This is a genomic window from Streptosporangium sp. NPDC002544 (assembly GCF_040295965.1).
Taxonomy (GTDB): domain Bacteria; phylum Actinomycetota; class Actinomycetes; order Streptosporangiales; family Streptosporangiaceae; genus Streptosporangium.
Window position 1 is genome coordinate 1 of record NZ_JBEOWJ010000049.1, and the last position, 15,286, is coordinate 15,286.

Annotated in this window: 15 protein-coding genes and 1 pseudogene; 3 read left to right on the forward strand and 13 right to left on the reverse strand. The window is 67.5% G+C overall.

Annotated features, from left to right (window positions below; genetic code table 11):
- From ABT061_RS43835 to ABT061_RS43870, 8 genes are all read right to left on the reverse strand, one after another.
- On the reverse strand, nt 1-276 hold a 276-nt coding region (locus ABT061_RS43835; protein ID WP_350929542.1), incomplete at its 3' end, for an ATP-binding cassette domain-containing protein.
- A gap of 48 nt (nt 277-324) precedes the next feature.
- Nucleotides 325-1,566, reverse strand: a complete 1,242-nt coding sequence (locus tag ABT061_RS43840; protein ID WP_350929544.1) for a cytochrome P450 — start codon at nt 1,564-1,566, stop codon at nt 325-327.
- 63 nt (nt 1,567-1,629) lie between these two features.
- Entirely contained in the window at nt 1,630-2,616 is a 987-nt protein-coding gene (locus tag ABT061_RS43845) for an SDR family NAD(P)-dependent oxidoreductase (protein ID WP_350929546.1), read from the reverse strand.
- Complete coding sequence (locus ABT061_RS43850; protein ID WP_350929548.1) at nt 2,613-3,557, reverse strand: SDR family NAD(P)-dependent oxidoreductase; 945 nt, start codon at nt 3,555-3,557, stop codon at nt 2,613-2,615. The genes ABT061_RS43845 and ABT061_RS43850 overlap by 4 nt, the downstream gene beginning before the upstream one ends.
- Nucleotides 3,547-4,761: a cytochrome P450 gene (locus tag ABT061_RS43855; protein WP_350929550.1), complete on the reverse strand. Its 1,215-nt coding sequence runs from the start codon at nt 4,759-4,761 to the stop codon at nt 3,547-3,549. Before ABT061_RS43855 ends, ABT061_RS43850 begins: the two co-directional genes overlap by 11 nt.
- Entirely contained in the window at nt 4,758-4,955 is a 198-nt protein-coding gene (locus ABT061_RS43860) for a ferredoxin (RefSeq protein ID WP_350929553.1), read from the reverse strand. Before ABT061_RS43860 ends, ABT061_RS43855 begins: the two co-directional genes overlap by 4 nt.
- A complete protein-coding gene (locus ABT061_RS43865; RefSeq protein WP_350929555.1) occupies nt 4,952-6,256 on the reverse strand; it encodes an amidohydrolase family protein in 1,305 nt (434 codons plus the stop codon). The genes ABT061_RS43860 and ABT061_RS43865 overlap by 4 nt, the downstream gene beginning before the upstream one ends.
- 368 nt (nt 6,257-6,624) lie before the next feature.
- On the reverse strand, nt 6,625-6,783 hold the full coding sequence (locus ABT061_RS43870) for an enoyl-CoA hydratase-related protein (protein WP_350929557.1): 159 nt from the start codon (nt 6,781-6,783) through the stop codon (nt 6,625-6,627).
- Nucleotides 6,784-7,080: 297 nt separating this feature from the next.
- Here ABT061_RS43870 and ABT061_RS43875 point away from each other — a divergent pair, with 297 nt between their 5' ends.
- Nucleotides 7,081-8,112, forward strand: a complete 1,032-nt coding sequence (locus ABT061_RS43875; protein WP_350929559.1) for a zinc-binding dehydrogenase — start codon at nt 7,081-7,083, stop codon at nt 8,110-8,112.
- Nucleotides 8,113-8,361: 249 nt separating this feature from the next.
- On the opposite strand, the pseudogene ABT061_RS43880 reads toward ABT061_RS43875, so the two are convergent.
- The 4 genes and pseudogenes from ABT061_RS43880 to ABT061_RS43895 form a co-directional block, all read right to left on the reverse strand.
- Nucleotides 8,362-8,745 (reverse strand): annotated as a pseudogene (locus tag ABT061_RS43880) (transposase); the annotation flags it as partial.
- A 308-nt stretch (nt 8,746-9,053) separates the two neighbouring features.
- Complete coding sequence (locus tag ABT061_RS43885) at nt 9,054-10,313, reverse strand: NAD(P)/FAD-dependent oxidoreductase (RefSeq protein WP_350929561.1); 1,260 nt, start codon at nt 10,311-10,313, stop codon at nt 9,054-9,056.
- Nucleotides 10,310-11,896: a class I adenylate-forming enzyme family protein gene (locus tag ABT061_RS43890; RefSeq protein ID WP_350929562.1), complete on the reverse strand. Its 1,587-nt coding sequence runs from the start codon at nt 11,894-11,896 to the stop codon at nt 10,310-10,312. The genes ABT061_RS43885 and ABT061_RS43890 overlap by 4 nt, the downstream gene beginning before the upstream one ends.
- Nucleotides 11,897-11,953: 57 nt before the next feature.
- Nucleotides 11,954-12,889 carry a hypothetical protein gene (locus ABT061_RS43895; protein WP_350929564.1) on the reverse strand — a complete coding sequence of 312 codons (936 nt, stop codon included), beginning with the start codon at nt 12,887-12,889 and terminating at the stop codon, nt 11,954-11,956.
- Between the two features lie 189 nt (nt 12,890-13,078).
- Here ABT061_RS43895 and ABT061_RS43900 point away from each other — a divergent pair, with 189 nt between their 5' ends.
- Both ABT061_RS43900 and ABT061_RS43905 read left to right on the forward strand, forming a co-directional pair.
- Nucleotides 13,079-13,597 (forward strand): flavin reductase family protein, encoded by a 519-nt coding sequence (locus tag ABT061_RS43900; RefSeq protein ID WP_350929657.1) that lies wholly within the window; start codon nt 13,079-13,081, stop codon nt 13,595-13,597.
- 173 nt (nt 13,598-13,770) lie between these two features.
- The gene (locus ABT061_RS43905; RefSeq protein ID WP_350929567.1) at nt 13,771-14,838 is read left to right on the forward strand and encodes an LLM class flavin-dependent oxidoreductase; all 1,068 of its coding nucleotides are present in this window, start codon (nt 13,771-13,773) and stop codon (nt 14,836-14,838) included.
- A gap of 92 nt (nt 14,839-14,930) precedes the next feature.
- Here ABT061_RS43905 and ABT061_RS43910 read toward each other — a convergent pair whose 3' ends face one another.
- On the reverse strand, nt 14,931-15,245 hold the full coding sequence (locus ABT061_RS43910; RefSeq protein ID WP_350929569.1) for a hypothetical protein: 315 nt from the start codon (nt 15,243-15,245) through the stop codon (nt 14,931-14,933).
- Nucleotides 15,246-15,286: the final 41 nt, after the last annotated feature.

The window sequence follows — 15,286 nt, forward strand, 5'->3', positions numbered from 1 at the left end:
CGCACCGTCTTTCATGGAAGACGGTGCGGAACACGACCAGTCGGGGCCGGGCTTGGCCGGCCCGGCGAGGATGCGCGGCAGGGTCGTCTTACCGCAGCCGGATGGGCCGACGAGACAGCAGAACTGACCGTCGGGGATGTCGAGGTCGACCTCCCGCAGGGCGACGACATCTCCGGTGGCAGCGGGGAACCTGCGCCCCATCCCCTGCATCGCGACTCCCGGCAGGTCGAGCAGTGCTGTAGCACCACCTGCCGACCGTCCTCGTGCACCGACCATAGTGGGGTGCCTTCCGCGCGTCGCCGGCCTATCGGCAGGCGTGCACCGCTACGGCAGGTCCCATTCCACGTCGAGGCCGGTGGTGACCCGCAGCGTCGCGTTGTCCTCGCAGCGCAGCTCGCCCGAGGTCAGTCGAATGCTGGGCAGCCGCCGCACCAGCGCCTCATAGGCGATGGTGCCTTCCAGCCGCGACAGACTGGCCCCGATGCAGTGGTGGGAGGCGCGACCGAACGTGAAGTGCAGACGGGCCTGCCCCCGGCCGGGGCAGAAGTCGTCGGGATTCTCGAAGACGGCAGGGTCGCGGTTCGCGGCGCCGTTGACGCAGTAGAGCCGCTGGCCCTCGCTGATGTCCACGCCACCGATCTGCAGATCGTGGGCCGCCTTGCGCCAGACTGCGCGCACTGCGCTGTCATAGCGCAGCGACTCCTCCACCAGCTCCGCCATCGTGTACCTGCCCGCGACGACGGCTTCCCAGCGCTCGCGATGCGACAGCATGTGGAACATGCTCAGAGTCAGCCAGTTGGCCGTGGTCTCGTGCCCGCCGGTCACCAGCGCGATCGACTGCTCCACGATCTCCGGGATCGTCATCGGCTCCTTCGCCGCCAGCGCACTCTGCACGAAGTCGGTGAGGCCGTCGTCACGCGGATTGTCGCGGCGGTCGAGCACCTGGGCCTTCATGAAGTCGTGGAAGGCGACCATGTCGCGCGCATTACGTTTCCACTCCTCCATTTCCATCCGCCCCCAGGCCAATCTGACTCGAGCCGCCGCCCAGTTGTGCAGATTGTCGGCATCTTCGCGAGTGAAGCCCAGCAGATTCGAGATCACCTGTAGCGGGAACGGATAGGCGAACTCTCGGTAGAAATCCGCCTTCCCGTTCCCCTCGAACCTGTCGATGAGTTCGTCGGCGATCTCGCGGATCGGCTCCTCCAACGCGGCGACTCGGCGAGGCGACACCGCTGCGAGGGTGGGTCGGCGCTGACGGGTGTGGTCGGGCGGGTCGGTGGCGCGCAACGGCGAGACGTAATCGATCGCGGAGAGGATCTCCGCGATCTCCGGCGGGGGCGGGGTCATGACACCCAGCCCACCGCTGGGGAACCGCTTCGCGTCGCGGAAGATCTCCTCCAGGAGCGCGTGGCCGGTCACCACCCAGGCGTCGATCCGCTCCGACCAGAAGATCGGCGCCACCGCCCGCGCCGCGGCCCACACCGGGAACGGGTCATCGACGGTCTGGCGCTCGAACGGGTCAAAGGTCGCTCCCAGCTCGGCGACGGATTCGGTGTCCGTGGACATGACATGCTCCTCAATCAGTAGCAGGAATCGACCCGCGCCCACGAGGCGCCTGGGCGGTTGAGTTCATCGCGGTACCCCGACCTTCTCCTCATAGATCTCACGCCGGAAGGCGTTGAAGGCCGTCGGGTCTTCCGGGAAGAGTGCGGGTGCCTGGGCACAGGCCTGTGCCCAGTTGTCGCGCACCTCCTCCGGGGAGAAGGCTCCCGGGTTCGGCGACTGGTAGCCCACCGCCGCCGAGGTGAAGACGGCGCGCATGCTCGCGGCCGTGGAGGCGAAGAACCGACCGGTGACGTCGCAGTCCTCGTGGCAGAGCCAGGCGGCGGCGGGTGCCACCAGCTGCGGTCCGCGGTCGATGGTGGACGAGCGCCGGTAGGCAGGCTGCACCGACGCGTTGCCGCGGGTCATGGCGCCGGGCAACAGACCGTTCACGCCGATACCCGCCCCCGCGCCCTCCGCGGCGAGCGCCATCGTCAGCCCCATCAGCGCCCCCTTGGCGGCGGCGTAGACCTCGAAGCCCGCGCTGCCGATGAGTACGCCCTCCACGGAGCAGACGTTCACGACGCGTCCGTAGTTTTGGCGGACGAAGTGCGGCCAGGCGGCTTGCAACACCTGGACGGAACCCACGACGTGCACATCGAGCGCGCTCATCAGGTCCGCTTCGGTCAGCTCCGGCAGCGGCCGGTTGATCACGACGCCTGCGTTGTTGACGACGATGTCGACGCGGCCGAAGCTTTCCAGCGCCTTCTCGACGATCGACGGCGCGCCCGTCGGGTCGGACACGCTGCTCCGGTCGGCGACGGCCCGCCCACCCAGCCCGTTGATCTCGGCGGCGACCTGGTCGGCGACACCGCCCGCATAGGCGTCGCCGCCGAACTCAGTACCGCCGTGGCTCACGCCCACGTAACGCTGGGCATCGGCGGAGACACCGATGTCGTTGACCACGACAGCGGCGCCACGCGAGGCGAGCAGCAATGCGAACTCCCGGCCGAGCCCTCGCCCTGCCCCAGTGACGACGGCGACGCGGCCGTCAAAGCGCACCTGGTCGGTCATGACCCCACCACATCCTGATAGATGCCAATGCGGAACGCGTTGTACTCGGCGACCGTCGCGGGCGACATCGCGTCCGCCGTCGACCTGATCACGGCCCACTCATCGCGCACGTGCTCCAGCGTGAACGTGGCGGGCGTCGGGCATTGATAGCCGCGCGCCGCCGACGTGAACACCTCGCCGACGCGACCCGCGCCGGCGGCGAAGTAGCGACCCGACACCGGGCACTCCTCGTGCGCGAGCCAGGCGGCCACAGCGGCGACCTGCTCGGGCTCGAACGCAATGCCCCGGTCGTAGGAGCGCCGCACCGACAGCGCGGCCCGGGTGGTCGCAGTCGGCAGCAACCCGTTGACCTGGATGCCGAGAGGGGCACCCTCGGTCGCGAGCGAGCGGGTCATGCCCGCCAGCCCGCCTTTGGCAGCGTCGTAGGCGCTGTGTCCCCCGACGCCGACGAGCAGACCCGCGATCGAACCGACGTTCACGACGCGCCCGTAGCCTTGGCCGGCGAGATGCGGCCATGCCGCGCGCGTCACCCGAAACGCGCCTCCGACGTGCACCGACCACAGCGCGCGTAGGTCGTCGACCGTCTGGTCGAGAAACGCACCGTCGAGCACGATTCCTGCGTTGTTGATCACAATGTCGAGCCGGCCGAACGCGGCCAGCGCCTCGTCGACCACCGAGCGCGCACCGTGCTCGTCGGCGACGTCGGCAGTGCTCGAGACGGCGGTGCCACCCTCAGCGACGATCTCGGCGGCGACAGCGATCGCCGCCTCTGCGGCGTCGGGTTCGGGCGGGTAGCGGTCAGCGTCGCTGGAGACGCCGACATCGTTGACGAGCACAGCGGCGCCACGGGCTGCGAGCAGCCGCGCGAACGCTCTGCCCAGCCCGCGCCCACCGCCGGTGACGACGGCGACGCGGCCGTCGAAGCGCAGCTCAGCTCCCATCGCGCACCGACCAGGCGACCGGCATGGAGGCGAGCCCGCGCCAGCGGTTGTAGTGGTGGCGTACGGCAGCACCCGCGGCGTGCAGGTCGGGTAGCGTCGTGAGCAACTGCGTCACAGCGATCTCCAGCTCGGCTCGGGACAACTCGGCACCGAGACAGCGGTGGATTCCCGAGCCGAAGGTCAGGTGGTCCTTGGCGTTGGGACGGTCGAGGTCGAAGACGTCGGGGTCGGCGAACTTCGCCGCGTCTCGGTTGGCGGCGCCGACGACGATGAGTACCTTCTCCCCGGGCTGCAGCTCTACCCCGCCGATCTGGGTGGCCACCCGCACTACCCGGTACTCCGCCTGGAGCGCCCCGTCGAAGCGCAACGCCTCCTCCACCGCGGCGGGCACGAGTGCCGGGTCGGCCCGCACCCGCTCCAGAACGTCGGGGTGCGCGAACAGCAGCGCCATCGTGGTGGCGATCTGCGCGCTCGTGGTGTGCAGTCCCGCCCCCAGCAGCAGGAGCAGGGTGTACAGCAGCTCCTTCTCGGTGAGCGTGTCGTCGCCCTCCTTGGCCGAGAGCAGCACACTGATGATGTCGGACCCCGTGCCCGCCCGCCGTTCCCGGATCAAGCCCGCGAGGTAGTCGGCGGTACCCGCGGCCGCCGCGGCCGCGGCGGCGTCGATACGCTCGATCTCCGCCGGATCGGGGGCCAGGTAGTGCACCACCCCACGCGAGGCCTTGATCGCCTCGAGCCAGCTCTGCCACCGCGCGCCGTCCTGGTAGTCGACGCCAAGCAGCTTCGCGGTGACCCGCCCTGGCAGAAGCGCGCCGAAGTCGGTGGCGAGGTCCATCCGCCCAACGGGGCGGATGTCGTCGAGCAGTTCGGTGGCGACCTCGCTGATGAAGTCGCGCTGCTGCTTGATCGCCCGGAACGTGAACGCATGCGTCACCAGCTTGCGCAGGCGGGTGTGCTCGGGTGGGTCGGCGGTGTGGAAGTTGCCGTCCTTGCGGCCCGGCTGTCCGAACACGTCGGCGGTGCGCAGGATCGTGCGCACGTCGTCGTAACGGGCGAACACCCGGTAGCCGGACGGCGAATACCAGCCGGGGTGCGCCAGGAAGAACCGGTAGACCGCGGTGGGGTCGTCGTTGAACTCGGGCGTGGCAAGGTGCGCGAGCACGGCCTCCTCGTCGAGGACGTCCGCCCTCGATCCTGCTGTCATGATTCCTCACTCAGTTCGATGGCGACTACCGGGCACGAGTACGCGGCCTCGCGGACGACGGCCTCGTGGTCGGCCGACGGATGCGCGATGATCACCTCCGCGGACCCATCGTCGCGCTGAGCGAACACGTCAGGGGCGAAGGCGACGCACTGGCCGGAACCAACGCACCGGTCCCCATCCACTGACACCCTCATGCGTTCTTCCTGATCTCTGTGAGTGGGGGCAGCAGCAGTTCGGAGTTGGTGACGAAGAACTGCTGGATCACCTCGTCGCCCATCGGCGCGAGCATCTTCAGGAACTTGCGTTTGATGTCCTTGCCACCTTCGATGTGCGGGTAGTCAGTCGACCAGCAGTAGCTCGTGCGCAGGTGCGGGTAGGCCGCCAAGTACTTGTCGACCGGCTCGAAGTTGTTGAACGGGGTGACCCGTACGTTCGATGCGATGTACTCCGAGGGCAGCTTCGAGATGAATGGCTTCATGCGCGCCGCATAGACGTCGCGCGCCCACATGTCGAGGTTGTCGGCCCACGGGCCCAGCCAGCCCGCGCCGATCTCGATCGCGCCGAACCGCAGGTTCGGATGCCGCTCGAACACACCGCCGAGCGTCATCGCCGTCAGATAGTTGCAGATCGGGAACGAGACGGTGGCGAAGGAGAACGGCTCGGAGCCCAGTTCGTGGCTCTCGACCTTGCCCGGTTTGAAGGCGGGCGCCCGGCTCCAGTCCGGCGACTTCACGAAGCCCGTCTCGCCGCCCACGTGCACGAGCACCGCGATGTTGCGATCGGCCAGCATCTGCCAGTACGGGTCGAGGTCGGGGCTGGCGGGCGATCGGCCGCCAGGCGGTTCGCCCGCAGGAAGGTTGATCGCGAGTACGCCGCGGTCGATGAGGTCCTTGGTCTGCTCGAACAGCTCTTCAGGAGAGCTACCCGGCGACACGTAGGCGACGGGGCGCACCCGCTCGGGGTCGACTTGCGACTCGCGCACAACCCAGTCGTTGTACTCGGTGATGCCGTCGAGCCCGAGCTTGCGGATCTCGTCCTCGGGCAACGTCAGGCCGTATCGGTCACGGTGGGTCGCCTCGTTGCCCGCGTACAGGTGGTTGGCGAACAGGGCGAAGCTCGGGAAGACGAACTGACGCGCGACACCCATGACGTCCATGACCGCGATGCGTCGGGTCATGTCGAACGCGCCAGGCGCTCGGCTGCCCCGGATGTTCCACACGTTCTCGTCGGTGATCTCCTCGAGGTCACCTGCGACGCTGGGGTTATAGAAGTCGTTGGCACCGGTCTTCTTCAGCACCGGCTCGGCAAGCTCGGCGATGCGGGCTGCGGCCGCACCGAAGACCTCGCCCCACAGGTGCGAGGGCGTCATCTCGTGCGCGTCGATGTCGAGGGTATGGTCCAGGAGATCGAGTGTTTCCGCTGATAGATCCGTCACGCTTCCTCCTTGATGCGCTGTGCCCCGGCCGTTGACCGCGCGGACGGTGGCGGAAGGCACGACCTGACCTCAGGTGACACAGATGATAGGCCACGCCTCTACCGGTTGCCAACACTCGTGTTGAAAATATCCACAGGCGACTTTCGGCGCCTCGACATGCTGCGAGGGGTCCGTCCTGCGAACCAGGCGACCCTCCGTCCATGTGACCGGATACGTCGAGGTGCACAGGTTCAGATGTGTCGCGCCCCATTCCACCCAGGCGGCGATCTCTCGTCGAGCATCGCCTCGGCAGGCCGCGCCCCCTGGAGCACCGGCCGCCGATCGCGGGCTCGCCTGCGGCCCACCGGCCGCGCAGCGCGTCCTCGGGCCGCGTCACCGGCAAACTCCTGTCCAAGGCTATTCGGACGGTGCCGATGCCAGTAAGCCCCTTAAAGGATCGAGTCCTTCGCCACCACGTCGATCTCCGTGATAGCGAAGAAGGTCCACTCTGAGGTGACGACGATGTCGCTCGCGGCAGCAAGCGCGAGGCCTGCCCCGATCGCGGCACCGTTCACCGCGCAGATCACCGGAACCGCGCAGTGCCGCACGCCTCAGCAGGCTTCGCGGGTGGCCATGCCGACACCTCGGACGCAGGCGCCGACGCGCCACGGCCGACGACGTCGACCAGGGCGGCCTTCCGTCGAGTTCCAGCACCAGTCCTCCCGCGACCTGCCGGCGAAGTCAGCGTGGGATGAGAGCCTTCACCGATCCTGACAGGAATCCACATCCGCACCGCGGGGCCGCACAAATTCAACGTAAGCGTTGGCGATTGGCACGCATGCTGCTACTCTCGGCCAGTCGGCAGGGGCGCCCTCGAAGGGGCGCGGGAGTTCTGTGAGGGCCAGATGGGTCGAACCACGAGGTACGTTTCGCTGCGGCAGTACGCCGAAGGACGTGCGATCGTACCGGACGACTTCGCCTTGCGGACCGGGCCGGTGCCCGAACCACCTCCCGGTGGCGTGCTGGTCCAGACGTTGGTGCTCTCGCTCGATCCCACCCTGCGTGGCTCGATGACCGGCCGCTCGGACTTCTACAACCAGCAGTTCGCGCTCGACGAGCCCATTCACTCCCGCGGCGTCGGGCGGGTGATCGCAAGCCGGAACGACGACTTCGTCGAGGGCGATCTGGTGAAGGGCCGCTTCGCGTGGGCGGACTACTCCGTCGCAGGCCCACTTGCGGGCTTCGGCGCAGGCAACGGGCTCACCCATGCCCGCCCGGCCGACGTGAAGCTCTCGCATCACCTCGGTGTGCTTGGCAACACCGGCTACACGGCGTTCTTCGGCATGATGGCGGTCGCGCGGCCGAGACCCGGCGACACGGTGTTGATCTCCGGAGCGGCGGGGGGCGTCGGCTCAGTGGCCGGGCAGATCGCGCGAATCCTGGGTGCCAAGGTGTACGGCTTGGTGGGCTCGGAACGCAAGTCCGCGGTGTTGACGGAGGAACTCGGGTTCGACGGCGCCCTGGTCTACCGAGGCCAGGACCTGGCCGACCGGCTCCGTGCGCTCATACCCGGCGGCCCGTCGATCTACTTCGACAACGTTGGCGGGGAGCTGTCGCAGCTCGTGATGGACCAGATGCCGTTCCGCGGCAGGGTCGTCGAGTGCGGGCAGATCGCGACCTACGGCGAGCCTGATGGTGGCCTGAAGGTCGACATCAAGCCGATCCACCTGCGAGGCTTGAGCTTCGAGGGCTTCGCCTGGACCCAGTACTCCGAGTTCTTCCCAGCCGCGAAGGCCCAGTTGCAGCACTGGATCGCGACCGGATCTCTGCGCGTGCTGGAGACGGAGCGCCACGGTCTGGAAAGCCTGCCCGAAGCGTTCGTCGGGATGATGGCCGGGGAGAACATCGGGAAGATGACGGTTACGGTCGCGGAGTAGCCCAATAGGCAACAGATGTGTTGAAAAGTCGTCGCCGACGCGTCCTCACCGCAGCACCCACTCGGGCCGAACAGCCCGCCAACGGCCGCGCGCTGGACGTGGACACCCCTACCTGCAAACTCCTCGGCGAACGCGGCCTTGCCCTGCTCACTCAACGCTGGCGTGCCCTGCCGAGCGCCCTGAAGGATCTCCCGTTTGAGGGTGGCTTTGAGGGCGTTTTCGGCGCTGGTCCCCCACGCCCATCGACTTCCTGCGCAATCGCAGCCCGTCGATGCCGAACACGCGCATCACCCGTGCCACTCGCCTGCGGTTGACCCGCCGCCCTGCGGCGCGCAGCCCGGCGGTAATGCGCGGGCTGCCGTAGGTGCCGTCGAACTCACCGTGAATTCGCGTTCTCCCGCGTCGGCACCGCCTTGAGCTGCTTGTTCTCCTCCTCCAGCACGTCCTCGGACGATAGCGGGCCACTCGCCGGCTTCTCCGCCGTGCCATCCGCCTGGGCCTGACGTACCCCCGGTCACGCGGCGTCTCCCGGCTGATCCCCAAGCTCTGGGCCACCGACACCGGCGTCCACGCCGGATCGGACAGATACCACGCGACGGCGTCCGCCTTGAACTCCGTCGGATACGACTTCATCGCCGCGCGGAACTCCTTGTCTCCGGATCTCCATCATCCGGTATTCAAGGTTCCACACTTCAGGGGCAAGACCCGGTTCCGGGGAGCGCCAACTGGACGTGGTCGCAGATCACGACACTGCCCGGATCGGCAACGACGGGCCGATGACCACCAGCGCTCCGGCTGCGGCCGAGCACGTACGGCCGCAGCCGGCGGACTGTGAACCGACCACGCCCCGCCCGTGATCCACGCCGCCGTAGCCCCTACCGGCCCAGAGGCGAGCAGGGGCCTTGGTGGCCGCATCCCCCACGGTGAACCGGACGCGTTGATCAGCGATGTTCGGCCATCGCTCGGTCTATCACCTCCGTCAGAGCCACCTCGGGATTGGCGAAGGCCTGTCGGCTTACCGGCATCCGTTGTGCCAAGGCTCGACGGACCGCCAAATAGTCCTTGGGTCGGTTCACAGCGTGGATCGCCACCAAGTCCTGGCGGCGGAAATAGACGACCGAGAAGCGCTCCTCGTCAAGGTTCCCGAACAGCAGGTGCTCGTCGAAGTCGTCCGCCAGTCCGGCAATCTGCAGCTTCAGCGTGTCCTGATCGGACCAGAACCACGGTACGGCTGAGTAAACGCCGCCCTTGTCGGCGACATCGGCCCCGACGGCGCGGCCCTGGTCGATAGCGTTCTGCACAGACTCCAGCCGAACTGACCCGGCGCCGGTCAGCGGGTCGGGAAACTGAGCACAGTCGCCGGCCGCCCACACGAATGGCCTGCTCGTGCGGCCGGATTCGTCGACCAGGATCCCGCGGTCGCAGGCGAGGCCAAGCTGGTGAGCAAGCTCCAGTCGCGGCGTGAGGCCGACACCGACGATCACGACGTCGGCCGGCAGGCACCGGCCGTCGGCAAGCTGCACAGTCGTCACGACCCCACCCTGCCCAGCGAACCGACCGGCGGGAGCGGTGAGGTACACATCCGTGCCGCGCCTGCGGTGGGCGGCCAGCAGAGCCTCGGAGACCATCGGGGCGACCGACCGCGCAAGCAACCGCTGGTCGGCCTCGACGACCGAAACGCAGTGCCCGAGCCTACGGGCACTGGCCGCGACCTCGAGGCCGACGAAACCTCCGCCGACGACGACTACCCGGCGTGGCCCATCGGCAAGCGCGGCGCGGATGGCCCGCGAGTCGTCGATGGTACGGAGATAGAAGACGCCGTCTAGGTCGCTTCCCTCGATCGGCAGCCGAGTTGGGGTGCCGCCCACAGTGAGCACGAGTCTGGAGTAGCGGATCGTGCGGCCGGAGCGCGTCTTCGCGATGCCGGCGCTCCGGTCCTCGGGCCGGGTCACCGTGACCACGGCGTCGCCGGTCACCAGTTCGACGTCACCGTCTCGGAAGACTTCCGGGCGCGCCAGGGCAAGCTTGTCCTCGGCGACTTCGCCGAGCAGGAAACCCTTGGAGAGCGGGGGGCGCTGATAGGGCAGCCACGGCTCCTCGCCGACGAGCGTGATCGGGTCGTGGTATCCCGACCGCCGTAGTGTCAAGGCGACGTTGAGACCGGCTTGGCCGGCCCCGACGACGAGGGTCCCGTCGCTCATCGCCCGACCTGCTCTTTCTCGTCAGGCGAGGTCGCCGACGCTTCCAGCAGCCGGTACTTCTGCACTTTGCCACTGGGAGTCGTGGGCAGCTGGTCGATGAACTTGACAATCCGCGGAACCTTGAAGCTCGCCAGCCGGTCGGCGGCGTGCCGGACCAACTCCTCCGGCGCGACGGTCATGCCCTTGTGCAACTGGACCCACGCGCAGGGTACGAAGCCGAGTCGCTCGTTGGGGATACCGACGACGGCGGCGCGGTCCACGACGGGGTGCGTGTGCAGCGCCGTCTCTACCTCGACCGGGTCGACGCTCTCACCGCCGACCCGAAAGGCGTCGCCGTGGCGGCCGACGAAGGTCACATTGCCGTCGGCGTCGGTCCAGGCGATGTCGCCGGTGTTGAACCAGCCGTCCTCGTCGAAGACCTTGGCGGTCTCCTCCAGCTTGTTGTGGTAGCCGGTCGTGATCAAGGGGCCTCGCAGCCGCAGCGATCCGGGGGTCCCGGCCATGACCGGCGCCCCCAGGTCGTCGACGACCTTGACCTCGAGCCCGTCGAGCGGCGTTCCGACGGTTCGCAGGGCAGTCTCCGGTGGATCGTCGAGTTGAGGAAGCAGCGCCATCGACGCCGTCTCCGTCATGCCGAAGCAGTTGAGGCAGCGGCCGAATCGAGCGCTGACCTTCTGGGCGAGGTCGTACGCAAACGGTGTGATCGAGACCCGGACCGAGGAGAGATCGAAGGAGTCGATGGCGGGGTCGTTGAGCTGGTCGATGTAGGTCGTCGGGACGCCATAGACGACCGTGGCTCGTTCTGCCGCCATGAGCTCCAACGACTGCGTGCTCTGGAAGCGTTCCATCAGCACGAGCTTTGCGCCGACGGAGGTCAGCAGGACCAAGCCGGCCATGAGTGCGTACACATGGAACAGCGGGAGATAGAGAACGACGCAGTCCTGCTCAGTCAGCCGGAGCCGTTGTGCAGCGCTGAGCAGCGACGGCAGGAATCGATGAGTATGGACGGCACCCTTGGGCAGGCCGGTCGTACCGGAGGTGTAGAGGATCACTACCGGGTCGGCGGGTTCAACAGGCGAGAATGGGCTGAGGCGTTCGGGGCGATCCCGCTCGACGTCCGCCCAATCGACGACCTCGCGCGAGGTAGAGCCGCCCACAACCACGACGGTGAGATCGCGGCGCAGGAGTCGCCGGATGCGCAGGGCATCGTCGAGGTAGCTGCGTGAACGAAACTCGTCGGCTACGACGAGCACTCGGGCGCCGGATTGTTCGATCTGATATTGCGCCTCGGGCACGGAGAGCACGGTGTTTATCGGCACCACGACCGCGCCGGCGTGAACCGCGCCGAAGAAGGCGACCGCCCACTCCACCCGGTTCGGCAGCCAGATCGCCACGCGATCGCCCTTTCCGACGCCGAGTGCTCGCAGGCCTGCCGCTGCTCGATCGACGCGGTCGCGAAGGTCGCGATAGGTGTAACGCGTCGGCCCATCGACGATGGCGACGCGGTCGCCGAAGCGGGCCACCGTACGATCGAGTAGGTCGATGATGGTGTGATTGGATCCGATGTCGGTCGGCGATTGCATACTCTGCGCGGCCTTCCCTTGTGCGGCTGTCGGTATTAATGCGGAACTTCCGGCACGTCACCAGGCCCGACCTGCACGTCGACGACGAGTGTGGTGTCCTGGGCGTCCGCGGCGGCGATCGCCGCAGGGACGTCCCCGACGGAGTCGACGGTGATGCCGCGCGCCCCGATCGACTCCGCCACGGCGGCTGCCGCCGCCGGTGACCAGCACAGTGGGTTCGGCGGTGGCGCACGCGGCGCCGATCGCGGAGCCCATGCCGAGGCCGACCGCGCCGAACGATGTGGAGAGCACCTGCTGGGCGGCGCCGGGGGTGTCAGTGTACTTGAACGCCTCGTCGAGGAGCCGCCCGCCGTCGAATACGACCATCCGCGCTTCGGGAAGCGCGGCGTTAAGCGCGCTGAGGACTCCGGCGAAATCCAGCCGGTCCCGCAGCGGCGCCGTCCAGCGCAGATCGTTTGGGGACGTGTGTGCGAGCACCTCGTCCCGGAAGAGGCGAACGGTAAGCTCACCAGCGTCGAGCCGGTCGATGAATTCCGGGGCTACCCTGGCCGCGTGGCCGTGGACCGCCGCGGCGGGGGTGCTGTCGCGGCCCGGCTTGGCGCGGTCGATGTCAACGTGGACGACCGCCTTGCGCTTGGTCGGTTCGTTGCGGCCGGTCGTCCATGTGTCGAGGCTCGCTCCGAAGGCGATCACGCAGCCGGAGTCAGCGATCGTCTGTGTGCCGCGATCGGTCGACAATGTGCCGAACACGCCGGCCGAGCCCTCGTCGGCGCGGTACAGGTTGCACGCCCGGAGCGTAGTGGCCGGCGGGGCGTCCAGGTGCTGTGCGAACTCGAGGACGGCGGATCGGGTGTCCTTGTCGAGAGCCCCCTGGCCCACCAGGACCAGCGGGCGGCGGGCCGAGGCGATGACGCCGGCATCGCCGATGAGCCCGAACACGGTGGTGACGCCGCGATCGGCCACTGCGGCAGCGATGGCCTCGTGCACCAACACGGCGCGATCCCCTCGATCGGATGACTGTCGGGGCCTGTCCCGTGCGTCGGCACCCGTACACCACATTGAACCGCCAAACCGACACGAAGACAACATCGATGTTGAATCGATCACTCACAGCGTGATTGGGCAATCGTTATATCAACACAAGCGTTGAATATTGCGCAGAGGCAGGCTAGTGTGCTGACTATGTCGACTGCTCGAGACGTCACGGCGCCCAAACCTTCAGCGGCGGCCTTAGATGTGGATCCGGCGCTATTCCGACACGTCCTGGGTCACTTTCCCACCGGAGTGACCGTCATCGCGGCGACCGGCTCCTCGGGGCCGGTGGGCTTGGCGGTTGGCTCGTTCTTCTCCGTCTCGTTGGACCCGCCGCTCGTCGGCTTCTGTCCAGCCAACTCCTCCTCCTCCTGGCCGGAGATCAAGCGCGCGGGCTCATTCTGCGTAAACGTTCTCGCGCAGGACCAGGTGGCAGTGTGCCGCCAGTTCGCAGTATCCGGCGGGGACAAGTTCGCCGGGTTGAGCTGGGACACGACCGGTAGCGGGTCACCGCGCCTCGTCGACGTCCTGGCCTGGATCGACTGTGATGTGGAAGCCATCTACCCCGGGGGCGACCACGACATCTGCGTAGGCCGAGTACGCGCCCTCGCGGTCGAGCGCAGCGCCGGCCCGCTGCTCTTTTATCGCGGCCGGCACGAGATCTCCTGACAGTTCACCCTCATGTTCACTGACTTCGGCGCGTTGCCCTCAAGCGGCCGCCTCGGATACGCAAGATCCATCATCACGTAATCTTTTCAACAGCAGTATTGACGCTAGAGTTTGCTCGGTCGCCCACCGGGGCGACGTCCCTGCGACGCGCGAAGCGCGAAAGGTATGGATCGGTGAAGACTGGACTGAGTTTCTTTTTCATGGGCACCGGCAAGCAGGGCACTGACCAGGATGTCTATCGCGAGGACGTGGCCCTGGCCGAGATGGCCGAGCCGCTCGGCTTCGACTCGGTATGGGCAGTCGAACACCACTTCACCGACTACTCAATGATCCCGAATCCGCTGCAGTTCCTGGCCTACATGGCCGGCCGCACCGAACGGGTCGAACTCGGGTCGATGGTCGTGGTCTTGCCGTGGCACAACCCAGCTCGCCTGGCGGGTGAAATCGGGATGGTAGACAACCTGTCGAATGGCCGCTTCCGGCTCGGCCTCGGCCGCGGGCTGGGCAAGGTCGAGTTCGACGGTCTCGGCGCCGACATGTCGTCTTCGCGCGAGGTGTTCGATGAGTCGGCGGTGGCCATCCTTAACGCGCTCGAGACCGGCGTGATCGAGTCCTCGGGGCAGCACGTTTCCATCCCGAAGCGGGAGCTTCACCCGCGCCCGACCGGCACCTTCGTGGGTCGGACCTACGGAGCGGCTGTCTCCCCGGAGTCTGTCCTGTCGATGGCGCGGCTCGGCGCCGGGCTGATCATCATTCCGCAGAAGCCGTGGGAGACGGTCATCCGCGAGGTGGCGATGTACCGCGAGGAGTTTGCCAAGCACCACCCCAACCGAGACGCCCCGGCGCCCATCGTCGCCACGCATGTCTTCTGTGACCCGGACGAGGCGTACGCCAACGAGCAGGGCGAGCACTATTCGGCGCTGTACTACCACCGGGTGATGGAGCACTACGAGCTGGCCGGTCGACACTTCTCCAAGCAGAAGGGCTACTCCTACTACGCCAAGGTCGCGGACCGACTCGAGACGTCCGGGAAGGACGAGGCCGCCCGTTTCTACAGCGACCTGCACGTCCAGGGAACGCCGCGACAGTGTCTCGAAAAGCTTGAGTGGATCAAGGACGCGGTTGGTGCCGGCACCCTGATCAGCTTCTTTTCCTACTCGGGAATCCCGTTTGAGACATCTAAAAAGAATCTCCTCCTCTACAGCGAGGAAATCCTTCCTGTGGTGCAGCAGTGGAAATGACCGACGGTGGCATCCGGATGGGCCAACGCGGTCGCGCTGCCCAGGCCACCATCGACCGGCCGCCCGCCGGTCAACGCGCCGGCGCGCGTAACCTACCGTCGAATCGCTGAGCTCCTCAGTTCGTTCCGGTACTGCGACGACATATCCGCCGTGATCCTCACCGGTGCCAGTGCTCCGTTCCTCAAAGCAGGCAGATAAAACGACGTCGACGCTGACGAGGCTCGGGGGGCCGGGCGACCCCAAGCCCAGGGGCGGGCGCGGATGTTGAGCTGGGTGGTCGCCATGGCGGTGACGTAGGCGATCTCATCGGGGTCGGCGAAGGTCTGTCCGGCCAGGGCCTGGCGGCGGAAGATGCGCCACCAGGCTTCCTGCAGGTTGAGCCGGCAGGCGCCTTTGGGGATGAACACCTGCTGGATCCGCGGATGCTCGGTGAGCCATTCGCGGGTGG